Source organism: Streptosporangium sp. NPDC020145 (assembly GCF_040631275.1).
Taxonomy (GTDB): domain Bacteria; phylum Actinomycetota; class Actinomycetes; order Streptosporangiales; family Streptosporangiaceae; genus Streptosporangium.
In genome coordinates, this window is sequence record NZ_JBEXZT010000001.1 from 264,488 (window position 1) to 286,651 (window position 22,164).

The following is a 22,164-nucleotide window of genomic DNA, read 5'->3' on the forward strand; positions in this document are numbered from 1 at the left end:
ATTCGTGTGTTCACCCGTAGTTCCCGGCGCCGTAAGACGTCCGGGTTACGGTGAGGCGGTCGTGAACGGGTCATCGCCCGGCGTGGAGGACGGTCGAGACCACGCGCGGGAGCAGGGTTCGGCCGTTGCCTGGGTGGAGTCCCCGCTGCAGATGCTCTGCGCCGTGGAGGCCCACCACGCGGGGCTGCTCGGCGCCCACGCACGAGTGGTGCCCAGGGCCGGGCTGCGCCCGCTGGCCGTCACCCGCCGTGAGATCGCCAAACTCGGCCCACCAGCCGGGCTCGAACTCGACGAGCCCTCGCCCGAGATGCCCAGGCCCCGCAGGGGGACGAGCTGGGCGGTCGGCGACGCCTTCTCCGGCAAGGTCCAGGCGGCCTGGCTCACCGCCCTGCCCGGCCGGATGGTGATCGTCGACGACGGGCTCGCCACGATCAGGCTCCTGGAACTGCTCACCGGGCGGTTCTGGACGCCCCTGCTCCGGGCCAGAGCCACCCCGGGACCGCTCAGGAAGGTGCTCGGCTCGGCCGCGGGCATGCGGCTGCGGGCGGCCGCCCGGGCAGGCCGCCTGTCGATCTTCACGGCGCTGCCCGTCCCCGACGACCTGGCGCGGGCCGTACGCGCACGGGGGGCCGAACTGGTCACCCACGACTTCGCCTGGCTCAGGTCCCAGCCCATGCGCAGACCGGGGCCGAGGGAACGCACCGTCGTCCTGGGCACCTCCCTGGTCCGCAACGGCCTCATCCACCGCGACCACTACTTCGGCTGGCTGGCCGGACTCGGCTCGACCGGGCCCGTCGCCTACTTCCCGCACCGCAGAGAGGACCCCGGCGACCTCGCCAGGGTCGGCAGGCAGCCCGGGATCACCGTCTACGACGGCGGCGCCCCCGCGGAGATGACGCTGCGCGGACTGGAGGCCGAGCAGCGGGTCCTGAGCCTGCCCTCGACCGCGGTCACCTCCCTGCGCGTCCTGCTGTCGGCCCGCGGCGTCGTCGTGGAGACCGTGGACGTCCCCGACGAGTGGTGGACCGCCCAGGCGGCGCCCTCCCTCAGAACGCACCTATCGATGTTCGCCCATCACGACACTGGAGTCACAGGTTGAAGGTCCTGGCCGTGGCCGACTCGGATTCCTACCTGAAGTGGGCCGCCTACCTGCTTGAGGGCCTGCCCTCGGGCTGTACGGCGGAGCTGACGGTGGTCCGTACCCCCATCACGCCCTCACCGGCCCAGATCCACGCGGCCGTGGCCGGCGCGGCCGGTGACCCGCCGGTGCTGTCCGCCAGAGCCCTGCGCAGGGCCGCCGAGCGGTTCAGGCCCGACGTGGTGCTGGTCGCCTGCACAGGGCCCGTGGTGGACGTGCTGGTCAGCGAGGTCCTCTCCGGTCTCACGCCCCGGCCCGTCTTCGTCTCCGGCCTGCCGGGCATCTCCATCCCGGCGACCGAGAAGGCATGGATCTTCCGCAGCGGATGCGACCTGTTCGTCCTGCACAGCGGGCGGGAGGTCGAGGAGTTCTCCACCATCGGCAAGGAACTCGGCGGCGGAGGACAGATCGGCCTCACCCGGCTGCCGTTCCTGCGCGACAGCGGGCAGGTCCCCGCGGCGGGGCCCCGCGACCGCGTCGTGTTCGCCACCCAGGCCAAGGTGCCCAAGCGCAGGGAGGACAGGGAACGGATCCTGCTCGCGCTGGCCGACCTGGCCGGACGGCGCCCCGACCTGGACGTGGTCGTCAAACTGCGCGCCCTGGACAACGAACGCCAGACGCACAACGAACGCCACAACTACCAGCGTCTGTGGCAGGCCCTGGAGACCGAGGGGCGGGTCCGCCCCGGCGCGGTGCGGTTCGCCGCCGGAGCCATGCACGAGCACCTGGCGCACGCCGCCGGATTCGTCACCGTCAGCTCGACCGCCGCACTGGAGGCCATCGCCCAGGACGTGCCGCTGCTGGTGCTGTCCGACTTCGGCGTCAGCGCCGAGATGATCAACCTGGTCTTCGAGGGAAGCGGTCTGCTCGGCACCATGGACGACCTGGCTCAGGGCCGTTTCCACACCCCGGACGAGGCCTGGTGCAGGGCGAACTACTTCCACCCGAACGGTGAGAGCGACTGGGTGTCGCAGATGGTCGCCCTCGTCGGCCAGTCCCGCTCGGGACGCCTCGTCCCCGCGACCTCCCTGCTGGACGGCCCGCAGTACGCCGCAGCCCGCAGGCGCGCCCGCCTGCGCGTGGAGGTGCCGCCCAACGTCCTCCGAGTCGGCTACCGCGCCAAACGCCGCATGCGCCGCTACCTGAAACTGTGACTTTTGCTCCGCCTGGCGGCGTCGCGGGTTGTGTCTCTTTGCGCCGCCTGGCGGCGTCGCGGGGCTTGGTCGCCCCGAGTCGGTGCTTTCCCTCGTCACTCCGTCGCTTCGCTCCTGCGTTCCTCAGTCCAAGCACCGACGCGCCCAAGCCGACACTCCTCACGCTTGGCGCCGGTAAGGCACAAGACCAAAACCCTCACGCTTGGGGCGGGGAGCCCCCCTCGTGAGGGTGCAAGAAGCGGGGTGCCGGCGGGTCAGGAGAGGGCCTTGGAGAGGCGGCGGCGGATTTTGCCCAGGGGGCCCGGCTCCGGGGCGGGTGTGGTGGGGAGCAGGTCCAGGGCTGTCAGGCGCTGACGCTTGAAGTAGCGGGCGGGGCCGTTGGCCTCCAGATACGCGACGGCCCGTTCACGCAGCCCGGGGTGGACGGTGCTCTGCATGCAGTAGCCGACGGCGCCCACCAGCGCGGGAAGATCGACCGGGGGCGGCTCCTCCAGCGACCCGTCGGGGGACAGGCGGGGGAGCAGGACGTCGGTGATCGTGACCGGGACGCGGTTGCTGTTCTCGTACGGCGCCAGCCGTTCGAGCACCAGGTCGCCTCCGAGCGTCGCGACCGGCAGCCCGAACTGCCTGCTCGCGGTCACCAGGGCGGTGGAGAAGCAGCCGACGACCAGCTCGGGTTCAAGCGTGGCGAAACACGACTCGGCGGGGACGCTCTCCCCGACGACCGTCAGTTCAACCCCCAGCTCCGCGGCCGTCTCGCGGAGCCGCTGGGCGTGTCGCCGCCCGCCCGCCGGGTGCGGCTTGAACAGCACCGAGCGAAACCCCCTCGCGGCCAGACCGCGCAGCATGTCCGCGTGCAGCCCGGCCTCCTCGTCCTGGGTGACGATGTCGAGCGCCGACAGGTACTGGCCGAGGATCATCGCCTGACCGCGGGGAAGGCCCCGCGTGCCGTGCGTGAGCCGTTCCGCCTGGGCGAGGACGTCGAGGAAGGCCCGGTCGGGCAGGGCGACCGCGGGCACGCCGTACTCGGAGAGCAGCAGCGGCGACAGGCCGGGAACGAGGTCCAGGTGGAGCAGGCGGGTGATCCGCCCCGAGATCTCCTGCGGCAGGGGGTCACGGGTCGGGCCGTAGCTCATCAGGCCGTCGGAGTAGACCGTGATCGGGCAGTCCTTGACCAGGCCGGCGATCGTCCTGGCGGGCGGCACCGCGATGGACTCCAGGATCAGTTCCCGGGGCCCCTCCTCAAGGGAGAGGTAGGAACGCAGGAGACGGCCCAGCATCGGGACCTCGATGATGCGGGCCTTCCAGTCGGAGGGGTGCAGCGGCGCCACGATGTCGTTCCACGACCACACCTCGTCGAACCGGGGACGCAGCGCGGCGAAGCCGGGGGCCTGGTCGAGGGAGGGGGTGATCTCCGGGATGGCCGCGTTGTTCGAGACCAGCAGGATCCTGCGGCCCGGGTGCGGGCCGAAGAGCCCCTCGTCGATCGCCGCCCCGAGCGTCATCGCGCCGAACAGCGTCGAGGCGTAGAACAGCTGTGTCATCGGGTCTCCAGCAGTGTCTGCAGGATCTGGTCGCGCTCCGGCTCCAGCCGGCCCGCGGCGAGCAGGTCGGAGGGCAACCGCCTGAGGGCGTCGGCGCCGCGCTTTTCGAAGCGGGCGCGCAGGTCGGGGGAGAAGCGGTCGGCCAGCTCCAGATGGTGGGCGAGGAGGGCGCAGAAGGTCCGCACCGCCTTCGGGGCGAACTCCTCCTCCAGGTCGGAGAGGACCAGGTCGAAGGCGTCGAAGAAGTGCAGCTGCCTGGCGTCGCCCACCTGGGTCAGCGAGCCGGCGACCATCCTGCGGTAGAACAGGCCCGCGAGCGAGACCACCGCGAACGAGCCCGCCTGCCGGTGCAGGCGCCAGATCCACGGCCGGTCCTCGGCGGTGTGCAGGTGCCCGGGGAAGGTCAGCAGCTCACCCAGGTCGCGACGGTAGATCCCGGCCCACGCGTAGGGGTAGTCGACCATCGTCTTCACCCCGGTGGGCAGGATGTGGTCGCGGGGCTTCAGCACCGTCTCCCGTACGGCGAGCGGCGCCCGGTGGATCACCCGTTTGCGCCCCTCGGCCTGGACGTGGTCCACCCGGACGAAGTCACATCCGAGCCGTTCGATCGCCCCGGTCAGTTCGGCGAGGTAGCCGGGCGCCAGCCAGTCGTCGCCGTCCATGAAGGTCAGGTAGCGCCCGGAGGCCAGCGAGGTCCCGAGGTTGCGGGCGTCGGCGAGCCCGACCGGCCTGTCGTTGTGCACTACGACCAGGCCGGGCAGCTCGTCGCGGAAGTCCTCGATGATCTGCCCGGTGGCGTCCGTCGATCCGTCGTCGACCACGATGAACTCGAAGTCCCTGCGCGCGTTCCTGACCAGGGAGGTCAACGCGTCGGAGATGTAGAGCTCGGCGTCCTTGACCGGGACGACGACGGACAACGTGATCAAGTTTTCCCTTTTCTGTTTTCTCTGGTGATTCGACCCCCACGCGGAGGCTTCCTAAGCCCTACACGTGAGGTTTTTGATCTTGTGCTTTACCGGCCCCAAGCGTGAGGAGTTTCGGCTTGGGCGCGTCGGTGCTTGGACTGAGGAACGCAGGAGCGAAGCGACGGAGTGACGAGGGAAAGCGCCGACGCGGGGCGCCCAAGCCCGCGACGCCGCCAGGCGGAGCAAAGGAACACAGCCCGCGACGCCGAAGGCGTCGCAAAGAGACACAGTTCAGACCCGCACCCTCCGCAGCCGGGCCTTCGGGGCCTCCTCGCCGGGGAAGACGCGCTTGACGCCGTCGCCGAGGGCGGTCTCGATGATGCGGATGTCACGGACCAGGTGCTCCAGGCCCGAGGGTTCGAGCGAGGCGGCGTGGTCGGAGCCCCACATGGTGCGGTCCAGCGTGATGTGCCGCTCGACGGTCACCGCGCCCAGCGTCACCGCGGCCAGGGAGATCTGCAGGCCGCGCTCGTGGCCGGAGTAGCCGACGGGCACGCCGTAGCGCTCCTGGAGGGTGACGATCGTGCGGAGGTTGGCCTCCTCGGGCGGCAGGGGGTAGGTGGAGGTCGCGTGCATCAGCACCAGCTTGGAGGTGCCGAGGATCTCCACCGCCCTGTCGATCTCCTCAAGGGTGGACATGCCGGTCGAGAGGATGATCGGCTTGCCGGTCGCGGCCAGGGCCTGCAGCAGCTCCACGTCGGTGACGCTGGCCGAGGCGACCTTGTGCGTGACGACGTCCATGGCCTCAAGGAACTCGACCGAGGGCACGTCCCACGGCGAGGCGAACCAGTGCAGGCCGCGCTCCTGGCAGTACCTGGCGATCTCGGTGTACTCGTCGAGACCGAACTCGGTCCTGACCTTGTACTCCATGTAGGTCATCTCGCCCCACGGCGTCTGCCGGATCTGGTCGCGCTGCTCAAGCGGCACGCAGATCTCCGGGGTGCGCTTCTGGAACTTGACCGCCTGGCAGCCCGCCTCGGCGGCCACGTCGATGAGCCTGCGCGCGATGTCGATGTCGCCGTTGTGGTTGATGCCGATCTCGCCGATCACGTAGACCGGCTGGCCCGAGCCGACCAGCGCGTCGCCGATCTGGACCGGCTTGGCGACCGGGGAGAGCCGCAGCTCGGTCCTGGGGGCGGGGGTCACGGCCGTCTCCGTCGCGGGGCGCGCGGCCAGGACGCGGTCGCACAGTTCCCGTACGGCTCCGGCCCCGCCGGGCCTGGTCAGCACGGTCCTGGCCGCGGCGCGGACCTTGGGGTGGGCGTCGGGGACCGCGACGGGCCAGCCGACGTCGCCCATCGGGCCGAGGTCGTTGACGTCGTTGCCGACGTAGGCGACGCGGGAGGGGTCGATGCCCTCGATGGCCAGCCAGTCGCGCAGCACGGTCCGCTTGTCGGTCAGCCCCTGCAGGACGGGCACGCCGAGCTTGCGGGCACGAGCGGTGACCACCGGGTTCTGCTCGGTCGACATGATCATCAGCTTGACGCCCGCCCTGCGCAGCAGGGAGATGCCCATGCCGTCGGAGCGGCTGACCGCGACCGTCTCGTGGCCGTCCTGGTCCACGTAGGCGCGGTCGTCGGTGTGCACGCCGTCGAAGTCGGTGATCACCGCGTCCACGTCGATGGGCTCGGGCAGGTCGACGAACGGCGCGAGGGCCCTGACGATCTCCAGGTCCTCGGGAGAGTCGATCTCCAGGGCGTGCCTGGCGGGGACGGGCTGCACGGAGACGGCGCCGAAGAAGCGGTGACCGTGCTCGCGCAGGCCTTCGGTGCGCATCACGTAGAAGGCGCCGGTCTCGCGGTAGTCGGGCTCGCGGTCCTGGCGGCGCGGCCGGTGCGCGGGGTCGTGGTTGATGCCCGCGCCCGCCGAGCTCCACAGGAACTCGTGCGTCTCCAGCCCGGAGAACACCACGTCCGCGGTGCCGTCGAGGACCTTGACGATCGCGCCGTCCAGGTCGGCCGGGTCGATGAACGCGCTGGTGCACTGCACCAGGACGACCACGTCCGGCACGTCGGACAGGTGGTCGAGGACGTGCAGGACGGCCGACTCGCTTGAGGCGGTCGCGCCGCTCAGCTCCTCGGGGCGTTCGATCACGGTCGCCCCCGCCTCACGGGCCGCCTCGGCGATCCCCCTGTGGTCGGTGCTGACCACCACCTCGTCGATCAGTTCGGCCCGCAGGCAGGCCTTGACCGCGCGGGCGACCAGGGGAGTGCCGCCGACCGCGGCCAGGTTCTTCAGCGGGACGCCCGCTGATCCTCCACGGGCGGGGACAACGGCCAGGACTCGCAAGGTTGCTCCTCGTGACATGCGGCAAATGCCCCTGAGCTGGGGCGTTTTAGGAACGCTAGTCACGGGGGTGACCGGACAGGGGTGACTGAGCTGAACGCCCAGAGTCGGTCGTCTTAACTTTCCGGAGAGCCGGGGGCTCCAACACGGAGGGCAGTGTGGGGCATACCGGATGTGTCGCCGTGCGCGGTCAGGCGCTCGCGCCGATGGAGTCCATGAGCATGGGCAGCGCCCGTTCCAGGCTCTGCCGCCAGTACGGCCAGCTGTGGGTTCCGGGGCCGTAGAAGTCGGTCACGACCCGCGCGCCGTTCGCCTGGGCCCGGTTGACGAAGGTCTGCGCCTGACGCAGCAGAGTGGCCTCCCCGCGGTCGGGGGCGGTGCCCAGCGGGTCGAGAGACCCGGGTGTGCCGTCCCCGCAGGAGACGAAGAGCCGCACTCCGCGCAGCCCGGCGGTCAGGTCGGCCGGGTTGTGCGCGGCCCAGGCGGGGTCGCGGTGGCCGCCCCACAGGTCGGCGGAGTCCTCGCCGTACTCGTTGAGCAGCCAGTCGACGCCGTTGTTGCCGTCGAGGGTGTTCAGCACACCGGAGAAGGAGGCCGCCGCCCGGAACATCCCCGGGTGACGGGCCGCGTAGGACATCGCGCCGAGCCCGCCCATGGACAGCCCCGCCACCGCCCTGCGGTCCCCGGCGCCGTAGTCGCGCTCCAGGACGCGGCGGACCTCGGTGAGGTGGAAGGTCTCCCAGGCGGGTCCCTCCCGCCAGTCCGAGTAGAAGCCCACCTGGCCCCCCTCGGGGATGACCACGATCACCGGATAGGCCGAGGTGAGCCTGGCCGCCTCCCCCTGGGTCGTCCACGCGTCGTACTCGGACTGGCAGCACCCGTTGAGCAGGTACAGCACCGGCCACGGCCCCGATCCGGGGCGCCACCCGCCGGGCAGCAGCACCCGGACCATGCCCTCGCGTCCCAGCGCGGCCGAGCGGATCGTGAGCTCGTGGTCGCGCTCGCTCAGCCGGTTGACGTGGACGCTTCCCGGCCCGGAGCCGAGCGGGGACATCTCCGGGCCACGCGGTGTCCCGCCGGAGGAGAAGGGGGTCAGCAGCGCCAGGAGCACGGCCGCCACGGCCGCTCCGGCGAGCAGGAGGACTCCGAGGCGTGCGGCTGTGCGGTTCACGGGACCAATCCTGGCGAAACTTCGCGATCACCGGAAGTGCCGGGCGGCGGCACGCCGTGGCGTAATGGTTCGTCATGGCCTGCCGGGGTACGGCCGTTCCGCAGGGGTCGGGGACATCCGGGGGAGAGGGGACGGCGGATGCGCGGGCTGGTGTGGATGAAGGACGGGGGCGCCGAGTACGCCGAGGTGGACCTCGGGGCGGAGCTGACGGCGGTCGGGGTGGCGATCGGCACCGACCCCGTGCCCTACCGCCTTGAGTACACCCTGCGCACCCTGACCGGATACGTCACCGAACTGCTGTCGGTGCGGGTCCACGGAGCGGGCTGGCACCGGGCGCTCGACCTGCGCCGCTCCGTGCACGGAGCCTGGTCCTGCGAGACCAAGGAGGAGGGGAACCTGGGCGGGCCGTCCCCGGGCGGCGACGTGAACGCCCTGGGCGACGCGCTCGACTGCGATCTCGCGCTGTCTCCGCTGACCAACACCATGCCGATCCTGCGCCACGGCCTCGACGCCAACGACGGGCGGATCGACCTCGTCACCGCCTGGGTCGGGGTGCCCCACCTGCACGTGACCCGTCACCCGCAGCGCTACGTCCACCTGGCGCAGGGCCGGGTGCGCTTCGAGGGAGAGGGCTTCGGCGCCGACCTCACCCTCGACGGGGACGGCGTCGTCGCCGACTACCCGGGGCTGGCCAGGCTGATGAGCGGGGACGCCTCCCCGGCCTGGTGACGCCTCTCAGGGAGCGGGCCGTACGAAGACGGCGACCGTGCGGGCGGGGACGCTCAGCGTGCCGGTCGCGGGGTCGAAGCCGGACCTCCGGACGACGGGGTCGCCGCCGCCTGCCTGGACGGGGTGCAGTTCCACCCGGGCGCCCGCCAGCGCCGCGACGGCCTGCGTCACGGTCCCCGGTGTCGCGTTGAAGACGACCGTCAGCGACGTCCGGTGCGGGTCGAGGCCGTCGGAGTCCAGATGCATGGTCACCACGCCGGGGATCTCCCGCGGCCCGGCGGCGGGGAAGGACAGGCGCGCCTGCACCTCGTCGAGGGAGCCGAGCGCGAAGGCGGGGGACGAGGCGCGGATCCTCAGCAACTCGCCGTACCTCGCCCTGGCCGAGCGGATCGCCGCGCGGCCCGGTCTGAGGGCGGGGTCGGCCAGCAGTGGCCTGGCGTACTCCCATCTGGCCTCGTTGCCCGCCCTCGGGGGGAGGCCCGCGCCGAACCCGTTGCCCAGCGCGGGGTCCCACAGCAGCCGGTTGAACCAGTCGCCCGAGTCGTAGGAGTTGCGGTCGAAGGACTTCGAGCGGAGCCGTTCGCTGCCCGCGTGCACGAACGCGAGGCCCTGCCCGAGCAGTACGGTGGCCAGCGAGAGCGTCTGCATCCGCACCCGGTCGGCCATCGTCGTCGACCTGGGCAGCTTGTAGGCCAGCGCGTCGAACAGCGTCTCGTTGTCGTGGGCGTCCACATAGGTGACGACCTCGCCGGGTGAGGCGGTGTACCCGGCGGGGGAGCCGTTGTAGCCGATCTCCGAGGCCTGCGTCCACCTGCCGTCCGAGGCGGTGAAGGCGTAGTCGCGCAGGTTGCCCGCGAGCCCCGCCTTGATCAGGTCCTGGTAGTACAGCAGCCGCCCCCGCCGCTGCTCGGGCGTGCCGTTCACGGGTGAGTCGTCGGGCGGTCCCGCCAGGCCGGAACCGAAGCCCCGCACCCTCGGGTCGGCGTCGAAGGGGCCGCCGCCGCGCACCGCGTCCCGCAGCCGGTCGCTGAAGGTGGCGATCCCGGTGCCCGCCATGGCGGTCTGGGTCGCCTGCTCGAAACGGGCGCCGCCCGCGACCTCGCCGAAGTCCCAGCCCTCGCCGTACAGCAGGACCGAGGTGCCGTCCACGCCGTCGGCGCCGGGGGTGAGCCGGTCGAGGGCCTCGCGAACCGCCAGGAGGTTCGCCTTCGGGTGATGGCCCATCAGGTCGAACCTGAAGCCGTCCACCTTGTACTCGCGGGCCCAGGTGACGACGGAGTCGACGACGAGTCTGCCCATCATGAGGTGCTCGGGGGCGGTGTTCGCGCAGCAGGTCGAGGTGGCGACCGTGCCGTCGTCGAGCAGCCGGTGGTAGTAGCCGGGCACGAGCCGGTCGAGCACGGCCGAGGGGTGCTGACCGCAGGCGTAGGCGTGGTTGTAGACCACGTCCATGACCACCCGCAGCCCCATCCGGTTCAGTTCGGCGACCATCCGCCGCAACTCCACGATCCGCGCCGTCCCGTCGGGGTCGGAGGCGTAGGAACCCTCGGGCACCGTGTGGTGCAGCGGGTCGTAGCCCCAGTTGTAGGAGTCCCGCGCCGCGGTCAGGGCCACATGTTCCTGCTGCAGCTCGGAGTCCGGCGGCATCGAGGCCAGGTCGCCGTCCGGCTCGGTCCGCTCGGACCGGCGGTCCGGGACGGTGGCGAAGTCGAAGACCGGCAGCAGGTGCACGTGGGTCAGGCCGTCCCGGGCCAGGGAGCGCAGCTCCGCCGTCCCCGCCGAGTCCCGGGCGAAGGCGGCGTAGGTGCCCCGCTCCTCCTCGGGGACCGACGGGTCGCCGGCGGAGAAGTCGCGCACGTGCAGTTCGTGGATCACCGGCCGGTGCCGGGTGACGGGGGGCTTGCGCAGTTCGGCCCAGCCCTCCGGGGCCAGGGCGGGGTCGGCGAGGTCGGCGAACTGGCTGCGCGTGGAGCCGGCCGACAGCGACAGGCCGTAGGGGTCGGTGACCTCGTTGACGACGACCTTTCCCGCGGCCGGGGCGTAAACCGTGACCAGGAAGGTGTAGTAGCGCCCCCTCCACGACGGGTCGCCGGTGACCGACCAGACGCCCGTCCCGTCGTCGCGCCGCATCGGACGCACGGTACGGCCCGCCCCGGAGGGGGTGTCGTACAGCGCCAGCCGTACCCTCCCGGCGGTCGGGGCCCAGACCGAGACCCTGGGGACGCCGTCCTCCCAGACCGGGCCCAGCTCGGCGTCGGCCGCCGCCCGGTAGAGGTCGTCGAGCACCCCGGCGATCTGCACCCCGGTCGCGGCCAGCGGCGCCCCCGCCGGGTCCCGCCGCACGGCGACCACCTGGCCGCGCAGTGCCGAGGGGACCAGGCCCGCGTCACGCGGATCGACCGTGAAGGCCGTCCGCCCGGCCAGGTGAGGCCGTACGGCCAGCTGCGCGGCGGTGAGCGAGCCGGGGGACAGGCGGATGACCCCGAGGGCGCCGGTCAGGTCCCCGCCCGTGCGGGCGATGCCGCCCTCGCCGGACAGGAGCAGGCTGTGGCCGAACCCGGCCGGGTCCCCGTCCAGGTCCCAGACGACCGTCCCGCCGTCGATCCAGTGCGCCCACGCCCGGCCGGGATCGATGTCACCCCCTGCGCCGTCGTGCTCCGTTGCCTGGCTCACGTTCGCGGTCTCCTCGCCTCACGGGCACGCTTTCCTGACCTCCTCGTTCCCCGCGAGGCGGCCGTGACGCAAGCGGTTACGGGGGTTTCATCGGAAGTCCTCGGTGCCTCCGGAGTGAGAAACATGCAGCTAGACGGATATATGGTGACTTTCCTGGTGGGCGCTCCGGGCCCTGTCTTGACATCTTCCTGTAACAAGTTTGCAGAAAGTTGCGGCAAATTCTTTCGCTTCGGCGTACCGCCGCGTAACGTCCGGCGTATCCTGCCCGGCCCGGTGGTCCGTCCCCGGCCGCGGCGGGGACCGCCATACCGTGGGCCCGCCGGGCGTCACGGTCTGACAGTCGTCTGATCGGGGGACCCCCATGACCGAACTCGCCCAATCCCACCGCCCCGGCGGAGCAGACGGGACGGCCACCCGCTGGTGGCGCGACGCGGTGATCTACCAGGTCTACGTGCGCAGTTTCGCCGACGGCAACGGGGACGGGATCGGTGACCTGCTCGGGGTGCGCGGGCGCCTGCCGTACCTCGCGGACCTGGGTGTCGACGCCCTCTGGCTGACCCCGTTCTACACCTCGCCGATGGCCGACTTCGGCTACGACGTGGCGGACTACCGGGACGTCGATCCGATCTTCGGGACGCTGGCCGACGCCGCCGCGCTCGTCGAGGAGGCGCATCGGTACGGGCTGAGGGTGATCGTGGACGTCGTGCCCAACCACACCTCCGACCGGCACGCCTGGTTCAGGGAGGCGCTTGAGGCGGGACCGGGCAGCCCGGAGCGGGAGCGCTACGTCTTCCGCGAGGGCAGGGGCGAGAACGGGGAGCTGCCGCCGAACGACTGGGAGTCGATCTTCGGGGGGCGCGCCTGGACCCGGCTGCCGGACGGCGAGTGGTACCTCCACCTGTTCGCCCCCGAGCAGCCCGACCTGAACTGGGAGAATCCCGAGGTCCACGCCGAGTTCGAGTCGGTCCTGCGCTTCTGGCTCGACCTGGGCGTCGACGGCTTCCGGGTGGACGTGGCGCACGGCATGGTCAAGGCGCCGGGGCTGCCCGACGTCGGCCATCCCGACCAGATCCGGATGATCGGCACCGACGTGGTGCCGTTCTTCGACCAGGACGGCGTCCACGACATCCACCGGGCCTGGCGCAGGCTCCTGGACTCCTACCCCGGCGAGCGGATCGGCGTCGCCGAGGCGTGGGCGCCCTCCCCGGGACGGCTGGCCCGTTACGTCCGCCCCGACGAGCTGCACCAGGCCTTCAACTTCCACTTCCTGGGCACCCCGTGGGAGGCGGCGGCGTTCCGCGCGGTGATCCAGGAGTCTCTGGACACCGCCGGGTCGGTTGGCGCCCCGACCACCTGGGTGCTGTCCAACCACGACGTCAAACGGCACGTCACCCGCTACGGCGGCGGCGGGACGGGCCTGCGCAGGGCCCGCGCCGCGGCGCTGCTGACGCTCGGCCTGCCCGGATCGGCCTACGTCTACCAGGGGGAGGAGCTCGGCCTGCCCGAGGTCCTTGACCTGCCGGAGGAGTTCCTGCACGACCCGCAGCGGCTGCGCGACCCGGAGGCGGGCAGGGACGGCTGCCGGGTGCCCCTGCCGTGGAACGAGGCCGAGCCGCACCTCGGCTTCGGCCTGCCGGGCGGCGAGGACCCCTGGCTGCCGATACCCGCCTCGTGGGGGCCGCTCAGCGTCGAGTCGCAGCTGGCCGACCCCTCCTCCACGCTCAACCTGTACCGGCGGGCCCTGGAGGTCAGGCGCGCCCGGGGCTCCTTCGGCGAGGACGCTCTGGCGTGGCTGCCCTCCCCGGAGGGGACGCTGGCCTTCGCCCGTGGCGAGGGGTTCGCCTGCACGGTCAACCTGACCGGTGAGCCGGTCGAACTGCCCGCGCCGGGACGTGTCCTGCTGGCCAGCGAGGAGCCGGTAATCGAGGGCGGCCTGGCGCGGCTCGCCCCCGACTCCGCTGTCTGGTGGGAGCGCGAGGGCGCGTGAGAGCGCCGTTCGCCGGGCAATGCCCACCTCAACGCCGGTGAAAGAGTTGTAACGGTTCGCTGGGTGCCTGCCGCCCCCGATGGTCCGGCGGGGGCTCCCTGTGCCAGGATCTCCGCTGACCGTCACTCAGCGATGGGACGTGCCTACATGGAGTCGATCATTCCGCGGTGGACCGTTCCCGCTCTCGCGGTGTTCACCGTGAGCGGTCTCCTCGTCGCGGTCCCCGGCCCCGCCCAGGCGCGGGCGGGCGGCGTCTACTACGTCGACTCCGAGAAGGGCGACGACGCGGCCGCGGGCACCTCGCCGGAGAAGGCGTGGCGTTCCCTGGGCAGGGTCAACGACGCCAGGTTGCGCCCCGGCGACGTGGTGCGGCTCAGTCGCGGCGGAGTGTGGCAGGGACCGCTGCGGCTTCGCGCGAAGGGCACCGCGGCGCGGCCCGTCGTGGTCGAGCCGTACGGCACGGGCTCGGCGCCGAAGGTCGGCGGCGAGGGCACGGAGAGCTGCGTGGTGCTCGGCGGCTCCCACCTGCGGGTGACCGGGGTGCGCGCGAGCGGCTGCCAGTGGGCGGGCTTCGAGGTGACCGGAGACGACAACGAGCTCGACGGCGTCCTGGCCGACCGCAACGCCAGCGGCGTCAACCTCGTCGGAGCGCGCAACGTCCTGAGGAACAGCGTGCTGACCCGCAACGACCGCATGAGCGTCAACGACAACGGCGGTGACAACGACTCCGGCGCCTTCGGTGTGCTGCTCAACGGCGACGACAACCTGGTCTCCGACAACGTCATCACCGGCAGCTACGCCGCCAGCCAGGACTACGGCACCGACGGCGCCGCGGTCGAGGTGTTCAACGGCGACCGCAACCGGGTGGTCAGGAACATCGCCCGCGACAACGAGACCTTCGCGGAGCTGGGCGCGCGCAAGGGCAGGACCGCGACCGGGAACGTGTTCGCCTTCAACGTGGTGACCTCCTCACGCAAACGCGGCTCCTTCCTGATCACCCGGGGCGCCGGTCATGTGGTCGGGCCGGTGCTCGGCACGGTGGCGGTGCAGAACTCGGTGTACCTCCCCGCCCGCGACACCATCGGCTGGTCGTGTCACGACGGCTGCTCCCCGGCCATCCTCAAACTGCGCAACAACGTCATCGTGGTCGGCGGCCAGATGGGCTACGAGGACGGTGCGGGGGCCGACGAGGGCGGCAGCGTCTACCGGGGCAGGTCCCGCGGGTTCAAGCTCGGCTCGCGGTCCGTCGTCGCCGATCCGCGCTTCAGGGGTGGGAACGACCTGCGCCTGAAGCCGGGCTCCCCGGCCCTCGGCCGGGGCCTCAAACTCAACCCTGCCTGGTACGGCGGCGCCTCCCAGGCCCGTGACCTGGCGGGGAAGGCCCCTTCGGTGGTTCCCGACGCGGGCGCCTACCAGCACTAAGCTTTCCGAATTTTTCGGATTTAAGGTCTTATCTTGGACATCTCCCCGGAACATCCGTGAAACCTGTCTAGGACACCCTGTGTTCGGAGAGGGGGGATCGACGATGATGTTGCGACTGCGGGTGTCCTTTCCCGACAGGCCGGGGGCCCTGGGCCAGGTGGCCCGGGTGCTCGGCACGCTGGGCGCCGACATCCTCCAGGTGACGGTGCTGGAACGTGAGGCGGGGCGGGTCGTCGACGACTTCACCGTCTCCTGGCCGGGACCGTTCGGCCCGGAGGGTGTCAGGGACCGGCTCTCCGCCGTGCCGGGCATCCGTGTCGAGGCCGTCTGGCGGACCAGGGAGATCCCCGGGACGTCCCCCGACTACGACCTGCTCAGGCACGTCGTCGCGGAGCCGGGGCGGGCCTTCGCCACCCTGGTCGACGCCATCCCGGACCTGGTGAGCGCCGAGTGGGCGGTCGTCGTCTCCTCCGAGAGCGGCGAACTCGTCCACCGAAGCTGGCAGGCGCCGGAGTCCCTCGACGAACGGGGAGGCCTGTCCGGGATCGGATCGGCCGACCTCACCGCCCTGCGCCCCTGCGCGCTCACCGGGGGACGTCACCGCTTCATGAGCGTGCCCGTCCCCGGCGCGGGACTCCATCTGGTCCTCGCACGTACGGAGGGACCTCCGTTCCACCGCGCCGAGCTGGACCGCGCGGTCCGTGTCGTGGAGATCGTCTCCATCATCGGCCGCAGCACCGCGCCGCAGACCCCTCAGGGCGTCTGAGGCCGTTCATCCGGGCCTTGCCGTGATCCGGGTCCCCGGGTCCGCCCAGGGCGCGTCCGGTCCCGCTCAGCGACGGGGCGGGTCGATGCGCGAGCCGTCCACGGTGAAGAGCATCAACCGGCTGGCGTCCACGCCGACCCTGGCGGGCTCCCCCGCCCGCCAGACGGGACGAGCGCCGAGCCGGACGATGAGGTCGGCCCTGCGATGGGTCCCGCTCGCCTGCTCGTTTCCGTACTCGGTCTCGGCCTGTGCGGACCGGCCGGGCAGCAGCCTGCGGATGGCCGCCATCGCACGGCCACCGGAGGCGGCCATCGCGTGGGCGTTGTGGCGCGGGTCGGGCGGCTCGGGGACGGCGACGGACTGGATGCCGCTCTCGACGTAGGCGAGCCACTCGTGGCCGTGGTACTCAAGCGCCCTGACCCGGCCGAAGAAGACCGGGCCCTCGAACGTCTCCGGCACCGGGGCGAGGCAGTCGGGACGCAGGCCGACGATGATCTGACGGCCGACGTGCTGGGAGATCACGTACGCCCTGGGATCGGTCCAAGGAATGGTGATCTGGTGTGGCCCGAAGTCCAGCATGATGAACTGGTTCTGCGGGGTCTTGACCACGGCCGACAGCAGGTTGAGCTGCTGGGAGCTGAGGAAGGCCGCGGTGAAGGCGGTCGCCGGGTCGTTGTAGACCTGTCCCGGGGTGCCCAGGTCCTGGAGCACGCCGCGGTTCATGATGGCGATGCGGTCGGCCAGGGTCAGGGCCTCGACCTGGTCGTGGGTGACGTAGATGGTGGTCACGCCGAGGGAACGGACCAGCGAGGAGATCTCCATGCGCATCTCGGTGCGCATGCCCGCGTCGAGGTTGGACAGCGGCTCGTCCATCAGGAACAGCGAGGGCTGGCGGACGATCGCCCTGCCCATCGCGACACGCTGGCGCTGGCCACCGGAGAGCGTTCCAGGACGGCGGTCGAGGGTCTCGTCGATGTGCAGCGCCTTCGACAGCTCGGTCACCCGCTCGCGCACCAGGGCGGGGTCGGCCTTGGCGATCTCCAGGGGGAAGGCCATGTTGCCCCGCACGGTGCGGTGCGGGTAGAGCGCGCCGTTCTGGAAGACCATGGCGACGTCACGCTCACGCGGCGGCAGGTCGTTGGCGAGGGTGCCGCCGAGCCACAGGTCGCCCGAGGTGACCTCCTCAAGCCCGGCGATCATCCGTAGCAGCGTGGACTTACCGCATCCCGAGGGCCCCAGCAGGACAAGGAACTCCCCGTTCTCGGCGCGCAGGTTGATGCGGTCAACCGCGAGGTACCCGCCGGGGTAGACCTTGGTCACATTGTCGAGGACGACGGTACTCATGCGCGCTCGTTCCTCCCGGACTCCGCTGCCCGGATCCAGCCGTGTGATTGATGAGGTAGTACATCGCGACATTCACCTGTGTGTCCATAGATGTGGTTAGAAATCGCTTGCCTTCGGGCCACTTCCGGAGCCCGGCTCCGGGTGGCCGACGTCGCGACGACAAGGGTTCAGGTGCTGATCGTGATGACGGTCGCTGAATGTTACAGTTTGCGAAAAGTTGTGCGAACCCTTTCACGGGGGCCGGATGCCGTCTGGCTTGCGCCCCGCTCGGCCGCATGGTGGGGTGCTTGTGATGGACGGCGAACTCCCGCGGGTCCCCCGGCCCCGCCTCGACGGCGCGGGCGTCAGACTGGCCGACATCGCGGCGCGGGCGGGAGTGAGCGAGGCCACGGTCAGCCGGGTGCTCAACGGCAGGCCGGGCGTGGCGGTCACGACCAGGCAGGCGGTGCTGGCCGCGCTGGACGTGCTCGGCTACGAGCGCCCGCAGCGCCCGCGCGGGAGCAGCAACGGGGTGGTCGGCCTGGTGATCCCCGAGCTGGACAACCCGATCTTCCCCGCGTTCGCCCAGGCTCTCGGAAGAGAGCTGACCCAGCACGGCTACACCCCGGTGCTGTGCACCCAGCTTCCCGGCGGCGCCCCCGAGGACGAGTTCACCGAGATGCTGACGGAGCGGGGGGCCAGCGGCATCGTCTTCGTCTCCGGGCTGCACGCCGACACCACCGCCGACGTCGAGCGCTACACCCGACTGGTCGGCCGGGGCCTGCCGATCGTGCTGCTGGACGGCTACAGCGACCGGATCGAGGCCCCCTTCATCTCCCCCGACGACAGGGCGGCGGCGTGGCTGGCCGTGCAGCACCTGGTGGACCTCGGGCACGAGCGGATCGGCATGGCCCTCGGGCCGCGCCGGTACGTGCCGGTGATCCGCAAGATCGAGGGCTACCGCCAGGCGATGGCGCACCTGCTCGGCGCGGACGAGACCGACGAGCTGATCTCGCACTCGCTGTTCTCCGTCGAGGGCGGCCAGGCCGCCGCGGTCCGGCTGCTCGAACAGGGTTGCACCGGGATCGTCTGCGCCTCCGACCTGATGGCGCTCGGCGTGATCAGGGCCTGCCGGGAACGGGGGCTGTCCGTGCCCGAGGACGTCTCGGTGGTCGGCTTCGACGACTCGCCGCTGATCGCCTTCACCGACCCGCCGCTGACCACCGTCCGCAAGCCCGTCGCCGCGATGGCCGCGGCCGCCGTCGCGGCCCTCATCGAGGAGATCAGCGGCACCCGGGGCAGGAACGTCGAACTGGTCTTCCAGCCCGAGCTGGTCGTACGCCGCTCGACCGGCTCCGGCCCGCTGGTGAACCGTTAGACCCGCCGGATGCGGGCCGCCTCTCCGCACCGGGCGCCGTTGACCGGTGCGGAGGGTCTCGCGGCCCCGGCTCAGCCCCGTTCGGGGGAGCCGGGCCTGCGGCCGCCGGAAAGGCGGCCGAGAAGGGAGGCGGCGGAGGCCCGGTAGGCGGCCACGTTGCGCATCTTGACGTGCTCGTAACCGCGCACGACGTCCGGCAGTTCGGCCAGTTCCAGAACCGTCGCCGCGGTCTCGGGGGTCAGGTGGGACAGGGCCCGCCGCACGTCGCGGGTGTACTCCACGACCAGCGCCCGCTCGGTCCTGCGCACCCCGGCCATGCCGAACGGGTCCAGCCGGGTGCCGCGCAGCCCGCGCATGCCGTACAGCAGGCGGAAGGCGGGGTCGAACCAGGTGCCGAGGCGGATCTTGCGGTTCATGCCCATGGCACGCAGCACCGGCGGGTGCAGGTTGTAGGAGATCTTCGCACCCGGCCCGAACTCGGCGGCGATCCTGGCCCGCTCGGCCGGGTCGAGGTGCAGTCTGGCGACCTCGTACTCGTCCTTGTAGGCCATGAGCCGGTGCAGGTGACGTGCGTAGGCCTCGGTGATCGGCAGCGAGTCCCCGGAGGTCCCCCCAGAGGCCTTCTCCTCCTCGGCCTTGACCGCGCGCACCGCCTCGGCGTAACCGGCCGCGTAGCGCGGGTTCTGGTAGGCGGCCAAGTCGGGCACCCTGACCGTCAGAAGGCGGTGCAGTTCGGTGCCGGGCTCGGCGATCGAGCCGACGAGCCGGGCGAGCTCCGGGTCGGGACGGGAGGCGGGCGGCGCGGGCGGGCGGGCCGCCTCGGCGACGGCCTCGGGGGCGGCGACGACGGCCCTGCCCCAGTGGAAGGCGGCGATCGTCAGGTCGGCGGTCTTGCCCCCGCTCTGCCGTACGGCCCGCTCGATCGACTCCAGGCTCAGCGGGATGAGCCCGCGCTGCCAGGCCGCGCCGACCACGATCGTGTTGGCCGGCATGTGGTCGCCGAACAGCGCCTGGGCCAGGTCCTCGGCGTCGAGGTAGACGTTCAGTTCGCTCCTGGTGCGTGACTCGAGCGCGCCGATCGGTGAGCCGAGTTCGGTGACGTGCCTGGACGGGTCGACGACCATGGAACCGGTGGGGACCAGGCTGGTCGAGACCACCGCGACGGTCCGCCCGGGGTCGGCGGCGCTCAGGTGCTTGGGGTCGGTTGCGCCGAGCAGGTCGAGCGCCAGGTAGGCGTCGACCGCGCCGGTGCCCGCCCGCGCGGAGCGGTCCTCGCCGTCCTCGAAGATCCGGACGTCGGAGACGACGGTGCCGCCCTTCTGGGCCAGGCCGGTCTGGTCGAGCCCGCGTGAGCGCTTGCCGTCCAGCATCGCCGCGGTGCCGAGCATCTGCGCCACGGAGACCACTCCGGTCCCGCCGATGCCGACCAGCCTGATCGTCGTCTCCCCGGCGCGCTGCTCGGGCGCGGGCAGCTCGGGCGGCACGGGTACGGCCCGGCGCCGCCGGGTGTCCTTGCCGGGCACGACGGTCACGAAGGACGGGCAGTCGCCCTCGACGCACGAGTAGTCCTTGTTGCACGAGGACTGGTGGATCTCGGTCTTGCGGCCGAACTCCGTCTCGACCGGGAGCACGGACAGGCACTCCGACTTCTGCCCGCAGTCGCCGCAGCCCTCGCACACCCGCTGGTTGATGGCCACCCGCCTGACCGGGTCGGGCAGCTCGCCCCGTTTGCGCAGCCGCCGCTTCTCCGCCGCGCACTGCTGGTCGTGGACCAGCACGGTCACGCCGGGGATCGAGGCCAGCTCCCGCTGCGCCTGTTCGAGCGCGCTCCGGTCGCGGACCTCGGCGATCCGGGAGAGTCTGACCCCCCGGTAACGCTCGGGCTCGTCGGTCGTGACGATCACCCTGCGCACGCCCTCGGTCTCCAGCCAGCGGGTCAGGTCGGCCACCGCGAGCGACGGGGTGATCGTCTGCCCGCCGGTCATCGCGACCGCGCTGTTGTAGAGCAGCTTGTAGGTGATGTTGACCCCCGCGCCGACGGCCGCCCGTACGGCCAGCGAGCCCGAGTGGTGGAAGGTGCCGTCCCCCAGGTTCTGGAAGATGTGCGGGGTGTCGGTGAAGGGCGCCTGCCCGATCCACTGCGCCCCCTCGCCGCCCATCTGGGTCAGGCCGGTCAGCGTGCCCTTGCCCTCGCGGTTGATCACGATCATCGTGTGGCAGCCGATCCCCGCGCCGACGGGGGCGCCGTCGGGCACCGCGGTCGAGCGGTTGTGCGGGCAGCCGGAACAGAAGAAGGGGGTGCGCTGAGGGCCGAGCAGCTTCAGCGGCGCCGGACGGGAGATCACCGCCAGCCCCCTGTCGACCCGGTCGCCGGCCGCCGGGTCGAGTCCGGCCCTGCGCAGCCGGAAGGCCAGCGCCTTCGCCGCCAGGTCGGCGTCGACGCCGCCGCTCCTCGGGATCAGCGGGGCGCCGTTCTCGTCGAGCTTGCCCAGCACGCGGGGGGCGTCGGCGGTGCCGTACAGGACGTCCTTGACCAGGCCCTCAAGCAGCGGGTCCTTCTCCTCGACGACGAGGATCTCCTTGAGCCCCCTGGCGAAGGTCCTGACGATCTCCGGTTCGAGCGGCCAGATCATGCCTATCTTGAGGACGCGGACGCCGAGCTCCGCCGGGTCGACGCCCAGCCTGCGGAAGGCCTCGCACACGTCGTAGTAGGCGGTGCCGGAGGCGACGACGCCGAGCCAGGCGTCCCGGGGGTCGACGGTGACGCGGTTGAGGCCGTTCTCCCTGGCGTAGGCACGGGCCAGGTCGAGGCGCGGGCCGGTGAGGGTCCGCTCCATCTCCAGTGACCACGGCGTGAGCAGGGTCGCGTCGGGCGTGTGCCGGTACGGCCTGCCCTGGTACTCGACGACGGGCGTGACCGGGACCACACGGCCGGGTCCCACCTCGACCGTGCCGCTGGCGTCGACGACGTCGGTCACCGTCTTGACGGCAACCCACAGGCCGCTGGCCCGGGAGGCGGCGATGGCGTGGCGGCCGAGGTCGAGCAGCTCCTGGACGCTTCCCGGATGGACGATCGGCATGCCGAAGGAGGCCAGCGTGCTCTCCGTCGCCGAGGGGAGCGTGGAGGACTTGCAGATCGGGTCGTCCCCGCACAGGGCGATCAGGCCGCCGTCGGGGTGGGCGCCGACGAAGTTGCCGTGCCGCAGCGCGTCGGCGGCGCGGTCGACACCGGGGGCCTTGCCGTACCAGACGCCGAGGACGCCGGCCTTGCGCGGCCGGGGCAGGCCGGGGACGAGCTGGCTGCCCCAGACGGCCGTGGCGCCGAGCTCCTCGTTCTGGCCGGGACGGTGCACGACGTCCAGGGGCTCGGCGTGCCGCCGCGAGCGGGAGAGTTCGAGGTCGAAGCCCCCGAGGGGGGAACCGGGGTAGCCGGAGACCATGGCGCCGGTTTCGAGACCGGCCGCGCGGTCGGCGCGCATCTGGTCGAGGATCACGCGGACCAGGGCCTGCGTGCCGGTCATGAACACCTGGCCCTCTTCGAGGGCGTATCGGTCGTCGGGAGCCGTTGCGCGGGTTTCGGCGGAGATCGTCATGATCGGTGGTCCCGTCTTGCCGTGGTGCACTTTGG

Annotated in this window: 14 protein-coding genes; 7 read left to right on the forward strand and 7 right to left on the reverse strand. The window is 71.8% G+C overall.

The window, feature by feature from the left end; translation table 11 throughout:
* The first annotated feature begins 61 nt into the window (after positions 1 to 61).
* The gene (locus ABZ463_RS01125) at positions 62 to 1,099 is read left to right on the forward strand and encodes a hypothetical protein (RefSeq protein ID WP_352009332.1); all 1,038 of its coding nucleotides are present in this window, start codon (positions 62 to 64) and stop codon (positions 1,097 to 1,099) included.
* Between the two features lie 11 nt (positions 1,100 to 1,110).
* Positions 1,111 to 2,292, forward strand: a complete 1,182-nt coding sequence (locus tag ABZ463_RS01130; RefSeq protein ID WP_352009333.1) for a DUF6716 putative glycosyltransferase — start codon at positions 1,111 to 1,113, stop codon at positions 2,290 to 2,292.
* 254 nt (positions 2,293 to 2,546) lie between these two features.
* On the opposite strand, the gene ABZ463_RS01135 is transcribed toward ABZ463_RS01130, so the two are convergent.
* From ABZ463_RS01135 to ABZ463_RS01150, 4 genes are all read right to left on the reverse strand, one after another.
* Positions 2,547 to 3,836, reverse strand: coding sequence for a polysialyltransferase family glycosyltransferase (locus ABZ463_RS01135; protein ID WP_362771816.1), 1,290 nt, complete (start codon positions 3,834 to 3,836; stop codon positions 2,547 to 2,549).
* On the reverse strand, positions 3,833 to 4,762 hold the full coding sequence (locus ABZ463_RS01140; protein WP_352009335.1) for a glycosyltransferase family 2 protein: 930 nt from the start codon (positions 4,760 to 4,762) through the stop codon (positions 3,833 to 3,835). Before ABZ463_RS01140 ends, ABZ463_RS01135 begins: the two co-directional genes overlap by 4 nt.
* Before the next feature lie 270 nt (positions 4,763 to 5,032).
* Positions 5,033 to 7,090 (reverse strand): N-acetylneuraminate synthase family protein, encoded by a 2,058-nt coding sequence (locus tag ABZ463_RS01145; protein WP_352009336.1) that lies wholly within the window; start codon positions 7,088 to 7,090, stop codon positions 5,033 to 5,035.
* A 187-nt stretch (positions 7,091 to 7,277) separates the two neighbouring features.
* Positions 7,278 to 8,258: an alpha/beta hydrolase family protein gene (locus ABZ463_RS01150; RefSeq protein WP_352009337.1), complete on the reverse strand. Its 981-nt coding sequence runs from the start codon at positions 8,256 to 8,258 to the stop codon at positions 7,278 to 7,280.
* A 138-nt stretch (positions 8,259 to 8,396) separates the two neighbouring features.
* On the opposite strand from ABZ463_RS01150, the gene ABZ463_RS01155 reads away from it, so the two are divergent.
* Entirely contained in the window at positions 8,397 to 8,987 is a 591-nt protein-coding gene (locus ABZ463_RS01155) for a putative glycolipid-binding domain-containing protein (protein ID WP_352009338.1), read from the forward strand.
* A 6-nt stretch (positions 8,988 to 8,993) separates the two neighbouring features.
* Here the strand turns inward: ABZ463_RS01155 and pulA are convergent, their stop codons facing one another.
* On the reverse strand, positions 8,994 to 11,660 hold the full coding sequence (pulA, locus tag ABZ463_RS01160; protein ID WP_362771819.1) for a pullulanase-type alpha-1,6-glucosidase: 2,667 nt from the start codon (positions 11,658 to 11,660) through the stop codon (positions 8,994 to 8,996).
* Between the two features lie 361 nt (positions 11,661 to 12,021).
* Here pulA and ABZ463_RS01165 point away from each other — a divergent pair, with 361 nt between their 5' ends.
* The 3 genes from ABZ463_RS01165 (at position 12,022) to ABZ463_RS01175 (ending at position 15,835) form a co-directional block, all read left to right on the forward strand.
* A complete protein-coding gene (locus ABZ463_RS01165) occupies positions 12,022 to 13,647 on the forward strand; it encodes a glycoside hydrolase family 13 protein (protein ID WP_352009340.1) in 1,626 nt (541 codons plus the stop codon).
* Positions 13,648 to 13,779: 132 nt separating this feature from the next.
* A complete protein-coding gene (locus ABZ463_RS01170; protein ID WP_362771822.1) occupies positions 13,780 to 15,069 on the forward strand; it encodes a hypothetical protein in 1,290 nt (429 codons plus the stop codon).
* Between the two features lie 103 nt (positions 15,070 to 15,172).
* Complete coding sequence (locus ABZ463_RS01175; RefSeq protein WP_352009342.1) at positions 15,173 to 15,835, forward strand: amino acid-binding protein; 663 nt, start codon at positions 15,173 to 15,175, stop codon at positions 15,833 to 15,835.
* A 66-nt stretch (positions 15,836 to 15,901) separates the two neighbouring features.
* Here ABZ463_RS01175 and ABZ463_RS01180 read toward each other — a convergent pair whose 3' ends face one another.
* Positions 15,902 to 17,179 carry an ATP-binding cassette domain-containing protein gene (locus ABZ463_RS01180; RefSeq protein ID WP_352009343.1) on the reverse strand — a complete coding sequence of 426 codons (1,278 nt, stop codon included), beginning with the start codon at positions 17,177 to 17,179 and terminating at the stop codon, positions 15,902 to 15,904.
* 292 nt (positions 17,180 to 17,471) lie between these two features.
* Here ABZ463_RS01180 and ABZ463_RS01185 point away from each other — a divergent pair, with 292 nt between their 5' ends.
* Entirely contained in the window at positions 17,472 to 18,536 is a 1,065-nt protein-coding gene (locus tag ABZ463_RS01185; protein ID WP_352009344.1) for a LacI family DNA-binding transcriptional regulator, read from the forward strand.
* Between the two features lie 71 nt (positions 18,537 to 18,607).
* Here ABZ463_RS01185 and ABZ463_RS01190 read toward each other — a convergent pair whose 3' ends face one another.
* Positions 18,608 to 22,129: an indolepyruvate ferredoxin oxidoreductase family protein gene (locus ABZ463_RS01190; RefSeq protein WP_362771825.1), complete on the reverse strand. Its 3,522-nt coding sequence runs from the start codon at positions 22,127 to 22,129 to the stop codon at positions 18,608 to 18,610.
* Between the last annotated feature and the right edge of the window lie 35 nt (positions 22,130 to 22,164).

What these genes read in the sequence shown, in the direction of transcription:
- ABZ463_RS01180 (WP_352009343.1), bottom strand. Translation starts at nt 17,179, where the DNA reads ATGAGTACCGTCGTCCTCGACAATGTGACCAAGGTCTACCCCGGCGGG.
- ABZ463_RS01155 (WP_352009338.1), top strand. Translation starts at nt 8,397, where the DNA reads ATGCGCGGGCTGGTGTGGATGAAGGACGGGGGCGCCGAGTACGCCGAG.
- ABZ463_RS01135 (WP_362771816.1), bottom strand. Translation starts at nt 3,836, where the DNA reads ATGACACAGCTGTTCTACGCCTCGACGCTGTTCGGCGCGATGACGCTC.
- ABZ463_RS01190 (WP_362771825.1), bottom strand. Translation starts at nt 22,129, where the DNA reads ATGACGATCTCCGCCGAAACCCGCGCAACGGCTCCCGACGACCGATAC.
- ABZ463_RS01170 (WP_362771822.1), top strand. Translation starts at nt 13,780, where the DNA reads ATGGGACGTGCCTACATGGAGTCGATCATTCCGCGGTGGACCGTTCCC.
- ABZ463_RS01175 (WP_352009342.1), top strand. Translation starts at nt 15,173, where the DNA reads ATGATGTTGCGACTGCGGGTGTCCTTTCCCGACAGGCCGGGGGCCCTG.
- ABZ463_RS01185 (WP_352009344.1), top strand. Translation starts at nt 17,472, where the DNA reads ATGGACGGCGAACTCCCGCGGGTCCCCCGGCCCCGCCTCGACGGCGCG.
- ABZ463_RS01165 (WP_352009340.1), top strand. Translation starts at nt 12,022, where the DNA reads ATGACCGAACTCGCCCAATCCCACCGCCCCGGCGGAGCAGACGGGACG.